The 13,910-nt window shown below is 47.5% G+C and carries 12 protein-coding genes; 4 read left to right on the top strand and 8 right to left on the bottom strand.

The window, feature by feature from the left end:
• Position 1: 1 nt before the first annotated feature.
• Both N5E84_RS11950 and N5E84_RS11945 read right to left on the bottom strand, forming a co-directional pair.
• Positions 2-292, bottom strand: coding sequence for a putative quinol monooxygenase (locus tag N5E84_RS11950; RefSeq protein ID WP_019282838.1), 291 nt, complete (start codon positions 290-292; stop codon positions 2-4).
• Positions 293-295: 3 nt separating this feature from the next.
• Positions 296-949 (bottom strand): oxygen-insensitive NAD(P)H-dependent nitroreductase NfsB, encoded by a 654-nt coding sequence (locus N5E84_RS11945; protein ID WP_019282837.1) that lies wholly within the window; start codon positions 947-949, stop codon positions 296-298.
• Between the two features lie 352 nt (positions 950-1,301).
• Between N5E84_RS11945 and N5E84_RS11940 the strand changes: the two genes are divergently transcribed.
• The 3 genes from N5E84_RS11940 to envZ all read left to right on the top strand — a co-directional run bounded on the left by N5E84_RS11940 (position 1,302) and on the right by envZ (position 4,076).
• Positions 1,302-1,820, top strand: coding sequence for a DUF3187 family protein (locus N5E84_RS11940; protein WP_231494648.1), 519 nt, complete (start codon positions 1,302-1,304; stop codon positions 1,818-1,820).
• Between the two features lie 151 nt (positions 1,821-1,971).
• Positions 1,972-2,691, top strand: coding sequence for a two-component system response regulator OmpR (gene ompR / locus N5E84_RS11935; protein ID WP_010319303.1), 720 nt, complete (start codon positions 1,972-1,974; stop codon positions 2,689-2,691).
• 80 nt (positions 2,692-2,771) lie between these two features.
• The gene (envZ, locus tag N5E84_RS11930; RefSeq protein WP_017043535.1) at positions 2,772-4,076 is read left to right on the top strand and encodes a two-component system sensor histidine kinase EnvZ; all 1,305 of its coding nucleotides are present in this window, start codon (positions 2,772-2,774) and stop codon (positions 4,074-4,076) included.
• Between the two features lie 101 nt (positions 4,077-4,177).
• Here the strand turns inward: envZ and N5E84_RS11925 are convergent, their stop codons facing one another.
• The 5 genes from N5E84_RS11925 to gmk all read right to left on the bottom strand — a co-directional run bounded on the left by N5E84_RS11925 (position 4,178) and on the right by gmk (position 11,236).
• On the bottom strand, positions 4,178-5,572 hold the full coding sequence (locus N5E84_RS11925) for a uracil-xanthine permease family protein (RefSeq protein WP_019282836.1): 1,395 nt from the start codon (positions 5,570-5,572) through the stop codon (positions 4,178-4,180).
• A gap of 219 nt (positions 5,573-5,791) precedes the next feature.
• Complete coding sequence (gene recG, locus N5E84_RS11920) at positions 5,792-7,870, bottom strand: ATP-dependent DNA helicase RecG (RefSeq protein WP_029388362.1); 2,079 nt, start codon at positions 7,868-7,870, stop codon at positions 5,792-5,794.
• A gap of 206 nt (positions 7,871-8,076) precedes the next feature.
• Complete coding sequence (gene spoT / locus N5E84_RS11915; protein ID WP_019282834.1) at positions 8,077-10,197, bottom strand: bifunctional GTP diphosphokinase/guanosine-3',5'-bis pyrophosphate 3'-pyrophosphohydrolase; 2,121 nt, start codon at positions 10,195-10,197, stop codon at positions 8,077-8,079.
• Between the two features lie 39 nt (positions 10,198-10,236).
• The gene (rpoZ, locus tag N5E84_RS11910) at positions 10,237-10,509 is read right to left on the bottom strand and encodes a DNA-directed RNA polymerase subunit omega (RefSeq protein ID WP_013855406.1); all 273 of its coding nucleotides are present in this window, start codon (positions 10,507-10,509) and stop codon (positions 10,237-10,239) included.
• A gap of 103 nt (positions 10,510-10,612) precedes the next feature.
• The gene (gmk, locus tag N5E84_RS11905; protein ID WP_019282833.1) at positions 10,613-11,236 is read right to left on the bottom strand and encodes a guanylate kinase; all 624 of its coding nucleotides are present in this window, start codon (positions 11,234-11,236) and stop codon (positions 10,613-10,615) included.
• Positions 11,237-11,627: 391 nt separating this feature from the next.
• Between gmk and N5E84_RS11900 the strand changes: the two genes are divergently transcribed.
• Positions 11,628-12,302 carry a 7-cyano-7-deazaguanine/7-aminomethyl-7-deazaguanine transporter gene (locus N5E84_RS11900; RefSeq protein WP_026028324.1) on the top strand — a complete coding sequence of 225 codons (675 nt, stop codon included), beginning with the start codon at positions 11,628-11,630 and terminating at the stop codon, positions 12,300-12,302.
• Between the two features lie 109 nt (positions 12,303-12,411).
• On the opposite strand, the gene gppA is transcribed toward N5E84_RS11900, so the two are convergent.
• Positions 12,412-13,905: a guanosine-5'-triphosphate,3'-diphosphate diphosphatase gene (gene gppA, locus N5E84_RS11895; RefSeq protein ID WP_069211982.1), complete on the bottom strand. Its 1,494-nt coding sequence runs from the start codon at positions 13,903-13,905 to the stop codon at positions 12,412-12,414.
• Positions 13,906-13,910: the final 5 nt, after the last annotated feature.

The raw sequence follows: 13,910 nt of genomic DNA, 5'->3' as shown, positions 1-13,910 counted from the left end.
ATTAGCCAACAAACGTTAGCGGGCGGATTTGTAGGTATTCCAATGCCTCTTGCTCGCTAAGCTGTAGTTGAAAGTGCTGAAAATGCGCACTCTGCTGGTGTTGTTGCAAGCTCTCCTCTGAGCACCAAATCTCCTGCATCAAGAATAACCCGTCAATCGAGTTATCACGATAGAGCTCATATTGGCAGCAGCCTGTTTCGTTGCGGCTTGGTTCAAGCAGCGCTTCAAGCATAGCTTGCACTCGCTCTATTGAGTCGGGAAGGGCTTTGATTTCGGCTAATAAGTGGATCATGGCTTATAACTCAGTAAAGACGGTTTGCTCTGGCCAGCGAGATTTCGGCAGCTTGGCGTTAAAATCTTCTTCGCTGTGGTAACCGAGCGGTACAATCACTAAGCTGGTGAACCCTTTTTCAGTCAGGCCAAACTCTTGGTTGAGCACCTCGGCATCAAATCCTTCAATGGGGACAGCATCAATGCCCATCGCAGCCGCTCCGAGCAGCAGTGTTCCAACATTTAAATAAACTTGTTTTTGCATCCAGTGTTCGGCGTCATTGAGCGTTTCTCGATGCAAGTTAACAAAATAGCTGCGTCCGCCGTGCATGCCTGTTTTGGCTTCTTCATTGGCAAAGCGGCCATCTTTCTCTTCGTTTTCCAGCAGTGCCAATAAGTAGTTATCATCAATATCGGTTTTGGCGCAAAACACCATCACGTGAGACGCATCCAAAATTTTGCGTTCGTTAAAGGAAAATTGACCTTGCGCCGCTTTGGCGATACGCGTTTTGCCTTCCTCGCTAGCCGCCAAAATAAAATGCCAAGGCTGCGAATTGACGCTAGAGGCGCTCATGCGTACCAGTTCTTTAATATCAGCGACTTGCTGTTCAGTCAGTTTACGGTTGGTGTCAAACGCTTTGGTGGAATAGCGCGCTTGCGATGCTTGAACAATATTCATTTTTCCCTCCTAGGGAAGATAACATTCGAGATGGCGCTAAGATAACGGACTGAGTCCAAACAAGAAACCGCCTCTTGCTTAATTCATTTTCAAAAAAAATTTGATAATCCGAATTTGAAAACGCCCTAGCTTGCGGAAAAAGTTAGCACTATCTCATGATATTTCTGAATTAGCGCATACACTTAATGTGTACGGTAGATCATCATTAAGGGATATGGTCACTCACTAAGCGTTAATGATTGTCTAATATATTCAAAAGGTTGCTTTGGCCGGAGAGTATGCATGACGGAGTGTAAGTGCATTTGTTGGTTTATTCTCTTTTCTCTTCCCATCCCCTCGGCGTGGGCGGACATTGAGTCGTGCGTTGACCAGCTATTTACAGTACCAGCTGGTGGATAAGCCTCATCACGGTTTGTCATTGGGAGTTTCACTCTATTACAACGATCCACACCATGGAATATTCAACCTATCCGAGTTTGAACAAGCGGTGCAGCTTAATTATGGCTACCGAAGAGGTAAGCATGCACTTGATACGCTGTTGGCTATCACCTTTCGCAACCCGACCAATGTACCAGGCCAAACACAGTATCATTCGAGTACTTGGTCGATGGGTACCAGTTATCGATATCAGTGGTTAGAACGCCATTATCTGATTGGGCAGGTCTCATTCTATCAAGGCCTTTCAACGGGGGAGGATGACTTTTCTAAACCATCGACCGAGTTTATTTTGGGGTATCGTTATCAAATGAGCCATTCAGCGATTGAAGTTACTGTGGTCGAAAATATGTTTAATGCCAACAACAGCACCGATATTGCCTTTGGTTTAGGCTATCGCTATCGTTTTGGCCGCTTTGATAAAGAGCCGAACTGACAAACGATGTCATCCGCTTAGTGTCTAACAACGAAGCGCGACAAAAGACATAAACGTTAACAATTCTTTGCATGATTTTAGCCGCAACGGTGTTACATTTTACTCGCTCGGTTTGATATTGGCTGAAGCTCAGAATTAGGTGGGATCTCAGATGCAAGAAAACTATAAAATTTTAGTGGTGGATGATGATGCGCGTTTACGTGCATTGCTTGAGCGTTACTTGTCAGAGCAAGGTTTTCTGGTGCGTAGTGTCGCCAATAGCGAACAGATGGATCGCCTGCTCACTCGTGAAAACTTCCACCTAATGGTGCTTGATTTGATGTTGCCGGGTGAAGATGGTTTGTCTATTTGCCGCCGCTTGCGTAACGCCAATAACATGTTGCCGATTTTAATGCTGACCGCCAAAGGCGACGAAGTGGATCGTATTGTTGGCTTGGAGGTGGGTGCGGATGATTACCTGCCCAAACCGTTTAACCCGCGTGAACTACTGGCGCGAATCAAAGCCGTGCTACGTCGCCAAGTGATTGAAGCCCCTGGCGCGCCAAGTGCTGAAGAGTCGGTGGTTGAATTTGGTGAGTTTCGCCTGAATTTAGGTACCCGCGAAATGTTCCGTGGCGATGAGCCGATGCCGCTCACTTCCGGTGAATTTGCCGTATTGAAGACCCTAGTCACCAATGCGCGTGAGCCAATGTCGCGCGATAAGTTGATGAATATGGCAAGAGGGCGTGAATACTCCGCAATGGAGCGCTCGATTGATGTGCAAATCTCGCGTTTACGTCGCATGCTTGAAGTGGATCCAAGCAAACCACGCTACATACAAACGGTGTGGGGCTTAGGTTACGTCTTCGTTCCAGATGGTAAAGAGTCTTAAATTTCAATCAGCTCCTGTCGGTTAACCCACAGGAGCTTTTTTGTCGCCTTTTTGATAGTACGTTCATAGCGGGTTTTCCTATGCGCATTCGCAGTTCCTTTACTCAATCGATTTTGCTCTTCTTTTCATTGCTGATCGCCAGCCAAGTGTATTCTTATTACGCCGTATTTAACTATGCTTTGATGCCCAGTTTGCAGCAGTTCAATAAGATTTTGGGCCATGAGATCAACCTAATGCTGGATGATGCGGCGAACAATACATCGAAGCTGGGAATGGACGCCTTACAGCGCCGCCGAGTGTTAGAACAGTTGGGTGTCACTATTCATGGTGAAGAGAGTGAGATGGCCCAAGAGTATCACGATGCCATCAGCATTGATTTGATGAGCGAGGAGATGAGCAATGAGCTCGGCTCGCCGACCGATGTGCGGATGATTTTGGGTAAAGAGAGTTATATTTTATGGATGAAAGTGGACTCTTTTCCGGGGTCATTAATACGCATCCCTCTCTCTGAGCTGCAAAAAGAGGATTTTGCGCCACTATTTCACAATAGTTTGGTGATGGCGTTATTGATCGTCTTAGGGGGATGGCTGTTTATTCGTCTGCAAAATCGTCCTTTAATTGCCTTAGAAAAAGCCGCCAAAGCCGTTGGCCGAGGTGAGAACCCGCCACCATTGCCACTCAAAGGCGCTTCTGAAATTCGCGCGGTGACGTTGGCGTTTAATCAAATGTCGAAAGGGATCCAAGCACTTGAAGAGGATCGCTCATTATTGATGGCGGGGATCAGCCACGACTTACGTACGCCGCTGACTCGTATTCGCTTAGCCACGGAAATGATGTCTCCAGAAGAGAGTTATCTCGCCGAAGGGATCATCAGTGATACGGAAGAGTGTAACGAGATCATCAGTCAGTTTATGGACTACCTTAAACCCGTCAATAAACAGACCTTTACCGCCGTTGATCTCAATGAGATCGCCAATGATGTCGCCACTGCCGAAGGGGGTTATGAGATCAAAATCGATGTCGCGCTGCATTTACCAATGCAGCCAGCCTTTGGCAATGCGATCGCCATTAAACGCGCGGTGAGCAACTTAGTGGTGAACGCCATTCGTTATGGTAATGGTTGGGTTAAGGTGAGTACGGGCAGTACCGCAGATAACAAAATGGCTTGGGTTTGTGTGGAGGATAATGGCCCGGGTATTGATCCTAGCCAAGTGAGTAAAGTGTTTGAACCTTTTACGCGTGGTGATACCGCGCGCGGCAGTGAAGGTACAGGGCTTGGTTTGGCGATAGTGAAACGGATTGTGAGCCAGCATCATGGCAGCGTTGTGGTGAGTAACCGCAGTGAAGGTGGCCTCAAAGCGCAACTGAGCTTTCCGACCAAATAAGCTTCGTAACTAAATAACACAATGGGCTCAGTTGAGCCCATTGTGTTTACGGTTTATGCCCTTTCGGTTACTGACCGAAGTTTTTGGGCACATCCATGCGATCAGTTGGTTTTGATCTCTTCGAGTTCTTCTTCTTCGCGTGGCAATTTTTCTGGCAGCAGCAAGTTGAGCAAAATTGCGGTGATACCGCCAGCCGCTACGCCGGATGAAAAAATGCTCTTAATGAACTCAGGCATAAATTGCAGAATCTCTGGCTTTTGCGCAATGCCTAACCCCATCGAAAACGATAGCGCCATGATTAAAATCGCGCGGCGGTCGAGATCCACACGGGAAATAATACGCACACCCGCGGCTGCAATGGTGCCGAACATGACGATGGTTGCACCGCCAAGTACCGGTTCAGGAATCAATTGTACAAAGCTTGCCACGCCTGGGAACAGGCCGAGCAACACCAACATGGCGGAAATAAAGTAACCCACATAACGGCTGGCAACCCCGGTGAGCATAATTACGCCATTGTTTTGGCTAAAGGTCGAGTTGGGAAAACTGTTAAAGATCGCCGCCAGCGCGGAGTTCAAACCATCAGCCAGCACACCACCTTTAATACGCTTCATGTAAATCGGCCCTTTGACAGGCTCGCCCGACACTTCAGAAGTGGCGGTGATATCACCAATCGCTTCCAATGCGGTGATCAAGAAAATCAGTACCAGAGGAATAAAGAGTGACCAATCAAAACCTAAACCAAACTGCATAGGTATTGGTAGGGCAATCAGGGCGGTTTCACTCAGTGAATCAGTGTTCACCATCCCCATCAAGTAGGCCATGATATAACCAACGAACATCGCAATCACAATCGATGCTACGCGAATGTATGGGTTACTTGAGCGGTTGAGCAGCACGATAAGTCCAAGCACGGTTCCCGCCAGCGCCAGTTTGTCTAAGCTGCCAAAAGTGCCATCGCTGAGCGCAGCATAGCCGCCACCCATAGAAACTAAACCAACTTGTACCAGTGTTAAGCCTATCAGGGTAACCACAATGCCCGACACCAGCGGCGTGATCACGCGGCGCGCGTATTGCAGCACTCGTGATAATAGGATTTCAGCAAAAGAAGCGACTAAAATGGTGCCAAAGATCGCCGCCATCATAGTGCTGATATCTGCACCACCCGCTTTTAATGACAAGCCTGCGCCAATAATTGGCCCAAGAAAGTTAAAACTGGTGCCTTGGATAGAAAGTAAACCGGAGCCAATCGGGCCAATGGTGCGGATCTGGATAAAGGAGGATAAGCCAGATGCAAACAGCGACATGCTGATGATGGTGTTAGTCTGTTCGGCAGAAACACCAAGTGTTTGGCAAATAATGAGCGAAGGGGTGATGACCGCAACAAACATGGCTAGCAAATGTTGTAAAGCGGCGAAAATGGTTTGGGGTAGCGGTGGCCTATCGTTGAGTTGATAAACCAAATCAGACTTACGCGAAGCGTTGTGGATAGTCATACTGTTTTCCTAATGGTGCGTTGTTGTCTTAGCGTTCGCTGAGTGGGAGCACTAAGTGGAGCAGACACGTCATCTGTGATTGCTGTTAATCAGAATCTGCTCGGACTGGATAAGTGAGTAGTTCACTAAAAAAATTGGCGAAATTATAGAGGGTTTACGCAAGAAAGCAAACGTTTGCTTTTGCTGTGTAAGGGAGAGGGGAATACAGAACGAACAATCTTATGCTTTGGCGTAGATGTCCTTCTCTCCTAACCAGCGATCGATAATGGCGGTCGCGTGGCTTGGATAATGGTCGTGTAAGTAGCGAGCAATGCGCTGTACTTCAGGAATTAAACGTTGGTCACGGACTAAATCCGCAATTTTGAAATCCGCGAGGCCGGTCTGTTTGGTACCAAGCAGCTCACCCGGACCGCGAATTTCTAAGTCTCGTTGGGCAATCACAAAACCGTCATTGCTCTCACGTAGTACACCCAAGCGTTTTTGCGCGGTTTTCGATAGCGGCGCATGGTAGAGCAATACGCAATGGCTGGCGACAGAGCCTCGCCCTACGCGGCCGCGTAATTGGTGCAACTGTGCTAAGCCCAAACGCTCAGGGTTTTCGATGATCATCAAGCTCGCATTCGGCACGTCAACGCCAACCTCAATCACCGTTGTGGCAACCAGCAAGTGCAGTTCATTATTTTTAAAGGCTTGCATCACCGCTTGTTTTTCGCTTGGCTTCATTCGACCATGCACCAAACCGATTTTGACATCGGGCAGAGTGCGTTGTAGCTCTTGCGCTGTGTCGGCGGCGGCTTGTGCTTCTAGCACCTCAGACTCATCAATCAAAGTACAGACCCAATAAGCCTGTTTTCCTTCACTCAAACAGGCATGACGTACGCGCTCGACGATATCATCACGCTTTGTATCTGGGATTGCGACAGTTTGAATGGGCGTTCGTCCCGGTGGCAGTTCATCAATAACGGAGGTTTCTAAATCAGCGTAAGCAGTCATCGCTAAAGTTCGTGGGATCGGCGTTGCGGTCATGATCAACTGGTGCGGATACGCGCCTTGCTTCGCTCCTTTCTCACGCAGTTCTAAACGCTGGTGGACGCCAAAGCGGTGTTGTTCATCAATGATGACGAGCGCAAGGTGATGAAATTCAACTTGTTCTTGAAAAAGAGCGTGAGTACCCACTATCATTTTTGCCTCACCGCTGGCAATGCGAGCCAGTTCTGTTTCTTTCGCTTTGCCTTTTAATTTACCCGCCAGCCAGCCGACTTGGATGCCCATTGCTTCAAACCAGTTGGCAAAGTTAATCGCGTGCTGCTCGGCCAGCAATTCCGTCGGTGCCATTAATGCTACTTGATAGCCATGTTCGATAGCTCGTGCGGCGGCTAATGCCGCGACCAAGGTTTTCCCTGAGCCCACATCACCTTGTACTAAACGCATCATGGGGTGAGCTTCTGCCAGATCGGCTTCGATCTCTGTCACAACACGTGTTTGCGCTTTAGTGGGAGAGAAAGGCAGTTGTGCAAGCAGTTGTTGTTTGAGTGTGCCAGACCCAGCCAGTGGCAATGCCATATCTTGCTGGCCTTGATGGCGTACAGCCAGCATGGAGAGGTTTTGCGCCAACAGCTCTTCCATAATTAGGCGAACCTGCGCCGGATGTTTCCCCTCATCAAACAGTTGCAGGTTAATGCCCGGTGGCGGCCGGTGAATGATGTGCAGCGCTTCAGAGAGCGTAATTTGGTGATCATACAACCCGGCAGGTAGCAATTCTTGTACGGCGGCTTTGTCGAGTAAACTTAATGCTTGATCAGTGAGTGTGCGTAGCGTGAGTTGGCGCAGGCCATCGGTTGTTGGGTAAACGGGTGTTAAGTTAGCTTCGACATCTGGCTGTTGCTGAGGAGCATAAAATTTATAATCAGGATGAACAATTTCAAGGCCGAATCCACCACGTTTAATTTCACCGTAAGCGTGCACTAACTTACCTTCAGCGAAATTGTTTTTCATCCCAGCAGTAAAGTTAAAAAAACGCAGCATAATGGTGCCGTTACCATCGCTTATTTTTACTGTGAGCATTTTGCGTTTGCCAAAAACCGTATCCACCGCCATGACTTTACCTTGCACGGCGGCCCAAAGCCCGGGATGCAATTTAGCGATAGGGTAGATCCGTGTGCGGTCCTCATAACGTAAAGGGAGATGGAACAGCAGATCTTGCACACTGATTAAGCCAACCTTTTCCAGTTTTTCAGCCACTTTAGCACCCACGCCAGAGAGTGAGGTGAGAGGAATCGCGGACAGTAGCTGTGACATAACAGGGCTCATTAACAGTATCGTTATCTATTATTCAACCATCGAACTGTTTTTTTGTACAGCATAAAATCATGTAATGGTCGATAAGCGGCAGGCCATCGACTAATTTGAATAGTGACGCCTAAAATGCAAGATGGGGGTAGGTATCGGAAAATAAAAACCCCCATGAGTGGTTAGCCGCAAGGGGTTTTATTTATTTGGATAGTTTAATTTTTCCGGCGTCGCACTTTCAGTGCATGAGGCATCACACGAATTTTTTTCATGATGTTTGCTAAGTGAATGCGATCTTTGGTGGTCAGCAGCACAGTGACAGTATACAAACGTCCATCACGCTCCTCGGTGGAGAGGCCATGAATGTTGGAACCTGTTTTCGAGATTACATTCGTCAGTTCCGCTAACGCACCTTGGTGGTTTTGCATGTCCACTTTCAGTTCGGTGATGAACTCTTGGTCGTAATCTTTAGACCACTCAATCGCCATGTAACGATCCGGCTCTTTTTGGTAGCCACGAACATTAGGGCAGGTTTCACGATGCACCACTAAACCACGACCCGGAGAGACATGCGCAATGATGTGATCGTCTGGGATGGGGTGGCAGCAGTTAGCAAACGTGAGCAAAATACCTTCAGCACCGCGGATCGGTAGTTTCTTTTTCGGTTTGCCATCATTGCTTTCCACTTCGGTCAGCTCATCAGCATCGCCAAGCAGACGACGCGCAATGACAATACTCATCAGTTCGCCTAAACCAATCGCGGCCAGCAGATCATCGACCGTGGCCATTTTAAGCTCACCAATCACATGCTTAATGTTCTCGTCACTGATGTCACTGAGTGAAAGATCACCCAGCGCGTGATTGAGCAAACGTCTACCAAGTGTGATCGATTCCTCACGGCGCATGGTTTTAAGCACTTGACGTATCTTAGTACGAGCGCGAGACGTGACCACATAGTTGAGCCAAGCGGCATTAGGGCGAGCCCCTGGTGCGCTGATGATTTCAATCGTTTGGCCGTTTTTCAGTGATTTACTTAACGGATAAGGGTTTCGATCAACACGAGCTCCAACACAGGTATTACCGACATCGGTGTGTACCGCGTAGGCAAAATCAACCGCAGTTGCCCCGACAGGCAGCTCAACGATGCGGCCTTTGGGGGTGAAGACGTAGATTTCATCAGGGAAAAGATCCGACTTAACGTTCTCAATAAACTCAAACGAGTTGCCAGCGCTTTGTTGTAGCTCAAGTAGGCTTTGCATCCAGCGCTGTGCTTTAATTTGCGCGGTGGTGCCAGTGCGTTCGCCATTACCTTTATAAGACCAATGAGCAGCAACACCTTTGTCGGCCATCTGTTCCATGTCTTCAGTGCGGATCTGCACTTCAACTGGGACGCCGTGTGGGCCGACCATCGAGGTATGCAAAGATTGGTAGCCGTTCGCTTTGGGCACGGCGATGTAATCTTTCATGCGCCCCGGGCGAGGTTTGTACAAGCTATGAACTTGGCCTAATGCACGATAACAAGTATCTGCAGTGTCGACCACGACTCGAAAAGCGTAGATGTCCATAATGGTGTGAAAGCGCTGTTCTTTGGTTTTCATCTTGTTATAGATGGAGAACAGGTTCTTTTCACGGCCGACCACGCGTGCTTTCAAACCGAAATCTTGCAAGCGGCCTTCAATTTCACTGTGGATGCGTTGGATCATCTCTTTGCGGTTACCGCGAGCGGATCTTACCACTTCTTTCAATACGCGATAACGATTTGGGTACAATGCTTCAAAGCCAAGCTCTTCTAGCTCAGTCTTGATGTTATGAATCCCTAAGCGGTGGGCAAGAGGCGCGTAAATCTCTAACGTTTCACGGGCAATACGACGCTTTTTATCCGGGCGCAATGCGCCAAGGGTACGCATATTGTGTGTGCGGTCAGCAAGTTTGATGAGAATAACGCGAATGTCTTGCACCATTGCCAGCACCATCTTACGAAAGTTCTCGGCTTGGGCTTCTTTACGATCACGAAATTTCAACTTGTCGAGTTTAGAAACCCCGTCTACCAATTCCGCCACGGCGTGACCAAATTGCGCTTCAAGATCGTCTTTAGTGACATCGCAATCTTCGATGACATCATGTAATAACGCTGCTTGTAGCGTTTCCAAATCAAGGCGCATATCAGCCAAAATTCGAGAAACCGCAACAGGGTGAATAATATAAGGTTCGCCGCTAGAACGGGTTTGCCCTTCATGAGCTTCACGTGCGACCACATAAGATTGACGCAGAGCCTCAATTTGAGGCTCTGTTAGGTATTCTTGGACAACGTCTTTAAGGCTATCAAATAGATACAAATTATAGGCCCGGAAGGTTGTTGAATTTGAATGGCAGAATTAACGGTTGTGAGCGATGCTGCTTACGGCGGCCAATTCTGCGGCTTCTTGCTCTTTCTGCTCTTGGCGCTCACGAGCATCAAGCACATCTTTCGTGATAAGACCTTCTTCGATTTCGCGCAGAGCGATAACGGTTGGCTTATCGTTCTCTTCTGGCACCAATGAATCTTTACCGCCAGTTTGCATTTGACGAGCGCGGCGAGCCGCAATCAGAACTAGGTCGAAACGATTGCCCACTTTTTCAACAGCGTCTTGAACAGTTACGCGTGCCATGAGAACTCCAAATAGTTAACTAAAAATTTTTAAATGACGAGAGAGTATACAGTCTAATCTTTGTTTATACTAGCGATAGACTTTGCCTTGTTTGAGCGGGTGATTATTCCGCCAGTAGCGCGTTGAGCATGCTGTTATATTTAGCAGCTTGCTTGTCTTGCTTCAATCGTTCAGCACGTAAAATAGCTCTGAAATCCATTAATGCCACATCGAAATCATCATTTATGATGACATAGTCGTATTCGGTGTAATGCGAGATTTCAGCTTGAGCTTCATTCATACGTTTAGCAATGACGGCTTCACTGTCTTGACCACGAGCATTCAAGCGGCGTTCCAATTCTTCTTTTGAAGGAGGAAGGATAAACACACTTTTTGCATCCGGCATTTTGTCGCGTATTTGACGCGCGCCTTGCCAGTCAATATCAAGAAAAACGTCAATGCCTTTGTTGAGGTTATTTTTAATCCATACCTTAGAGGTGCCGTAGTAGTTGCCAAATACTTCAGCATGTTCGAGAAATTCACCTTTAGTAATCAACTCTTCAAACAGCTCTTTTTGTACAAAATGGTAATGAACACCATCTTGTTCGCCCGGGCGCATGCCGCGTGTGGTATGTGAAACAGAGACTTTCATCGCATAGGTTGGGTTGGTTTCCAACATCGCAGAGATCAAGCTTGATTTGCCTGCACCACTGGGTGCAGAGACGATATAAAGAGTACCTTTGCCCATCTGTTCTGTTCCACGTTAGGTTAGGATTGAATGCTGATATTTGCGTCTATCAGCATGTTAAAAGATAGCACTGACCCAGAGAGTTTCATCCTAGAAAATGAAAATAAGGCCAGAAAAAATGGAGGCGAAGAGTAGCACGTTCCCATGGATGTCTACAACAAAAAGGTCGGCCTTTAGCTGTGAAAGGGGAATTTTGGAATGGTTATATTTTCTTCAATGAGTAAACGTTTGCTCTTATTTCAAGGCTTGTCGAGGGGGTTTATTACTGTATAATCGCCCGCCGCTGAGCTCGTGATTTGAATATGAACGCGTGTTAGGCCTATAAATTAATGCAAGACTAATTCTTCGATTTGGGTTCCCTCGCCCCCAAAACAAACTAAAAAGGTACACAATGAGTTACTTTACCCTTGCGCAGCAGCGCAAAGCTTTGGCACTTTTAGTGCTATTTCATTTGATCATTATTGCATCAAGCAATTATCTGGTTCAGTTGCCCTTTACTGTATTCGGTTTACATACCACTTGGGGCGCATTTACTTTCCCATTCATTTTTCTGGCAACGGATCTCACTGTACGCATTTTTGGTGCAGCGTTGGCTCGTAAAATCATTTTCTTAGTGATGTTACCGGCTTTGATTGTTTCTTATGCACTCTCGGTGCTATTTTTTGAAGGTCAATTCCAAGGGCTTGCCCAGCTTCATGAGTTTAATCTGTTTGTTGCGCGTATTGCGATTGCCAGTTTTATGGCGTATTTGCTAGGGCAAATTATGGATGTGCATGTGTTTAATCGTCTGCGCCAGATGAAGCAGTGGTGGGTTGCGCCAACATGTTCTACGTTATTTGGTAATGCACTAGACACGGTCGCTTTTTTTGCGATTGCTTTCTATCAAAGCCCAGATCCGTTCATGGCTGAACATTGGACCGAAATTGCCTTGGTTGATTATGGTTTTAAACTGGTGATCAGTTTAGGCCTGTTTGTGCCGATGTACGGTGTGCTGCTCAATTACTTGATCCGGAAGCTGACAGCGGTCAACCCTGATTTTCGAACCGTTGGGATCAATGCTCAGTAGTTGAAATGTTCAGTAGTGGAGTAGCAAGCCATTATACTAGGAAGAGAGAAAATCAAAGCCCGAGCAAGTGCTGCTCGGGCTTTTTTATGTATCTTATGACTATTTATGATTATGATGGGTCGATAATGAGTGGCCAACCAATGTCGCTTTGACGGTTTGCTTCAATATCCAGCTCGGCGGTGGTGAGAGGATTGGCCGCTAACCATTTGGCGGATAACCGAAGAGTCAGTTGGTCACCTTGAGCTTGCAGTGTAAATTTAGGCTGTAGTGCCTTGTTACGACGATGGCTGAGCAATACGGCAAGGCGCAGTAAACGTAACACCCGTTTGGCGCTGTTGCCCGACAGAGCGTACTGCTCTGGCAATGAAGAGAGCTGCTCGCGATAACGACGAGCAATTTCGCCTAGAAAGTGTTTCTGTGCACGGGTATAGCCGGGTAAGTCGAGGTTTTGTAACAGGTAGGCGCTGTGTTCACCGCCTTTTTTTAAATCAATCGCTAACCCTATTTCATGCAATTGTGCAGCGGTAGTGAGCAGCATTTCAGCTTGCGGTTCCGCAATCCAATCTTCCCCCCCACACTGTTTGAGCAGCGATTGGGCAAGTTGAGCCACTTGCTTGGCGTAGTCAACATCAATTTGATATCGCACCTGAACGCTATTGATGGTACGCGTTCGAATGTCATCTTGGCGCAGCTCTTCGACCATTTCATACACTAAGCCTTCACGCAATGCGCCGCCAGCTAAAGTCATCGATTCAATCTCGATCAGTTCAAAGATGGCAATTAAAATCGATAGGCCACTTGGGAAAACTAACGCTCGCTCTAAAGTTAAGCCTTCAATATCAAGCTCTTCCAAGTGATCGGCGAGCATCGCTTGTTTTTGCAAGCGTTTTAGTTTGGTATGAGTGATCACCTCATCCATACCTTGCGCTAACATAATTTCTTGCAACGCTTGTACTGTGCCACTGGCACCCACGCACACATCCCAACCTAACTGTGAGTATTGTTCAAGGATAGGCGCTAACGTCTGTTTTGCCGCATCGATCGCTCGATTAAAGTTAGCCGCGTTAAGCTGTCTGTCTTTAAAATGGCGCTCAAGCCAAGTGACGCAGCCCATTTTTAAACTGGTTAACGCTTTGGCATCGAACCCTTCACCAATGATGAGTTCAGTACTGGCCCCACCAATATCGACAACCAAGCGTCGTCCTAAGCCACCCGAAGTGTGCGCCACTCCTTTATAGATAGTCGCCGCCTCTTCTTCACCGGAAATAACCTGAATGGGGTGGCCGAGTATTTGGTTGGCTTGAGTTAAAAACAGCTCAACGTTGGTGGCTGTACGCAGTGTGGCAGTGCCAACAATACGGATATTGCTGGCGGGTATATCTTGTAGTCGTTCCGCAAATAAACTGAGGCAGTCCCATCCTCGCTGCATCGCTTCTTGGCTAAGAGCGTTGTTATCATCTAACCCGGCGGCCAAGCGTACTTTGCGCTTTATTTTGGCCATCGTTTGTACACTGCCATCAATATGACGCACGATGAGCATATGAAAACTGTTCGACCCAAGGTCGATGGCAGCGTAGAGCGGCGAGGAGACGGCTTTACTCATAAATG

The organism is Vibrio sp. J502 (genome assembly GCF_025397955.1).
In the GTDB taxonomy this organism is placed as follows: domain Bacteria; phylum Pseudomonadota; class Gammaproteobacteria; order Enterobacterales; family Vibrionaceae; genus Vibrio; species Vibrio anguillarum.
This window is presented reverse-complemented; position numbering and strand designations above follow the sequence as displayed.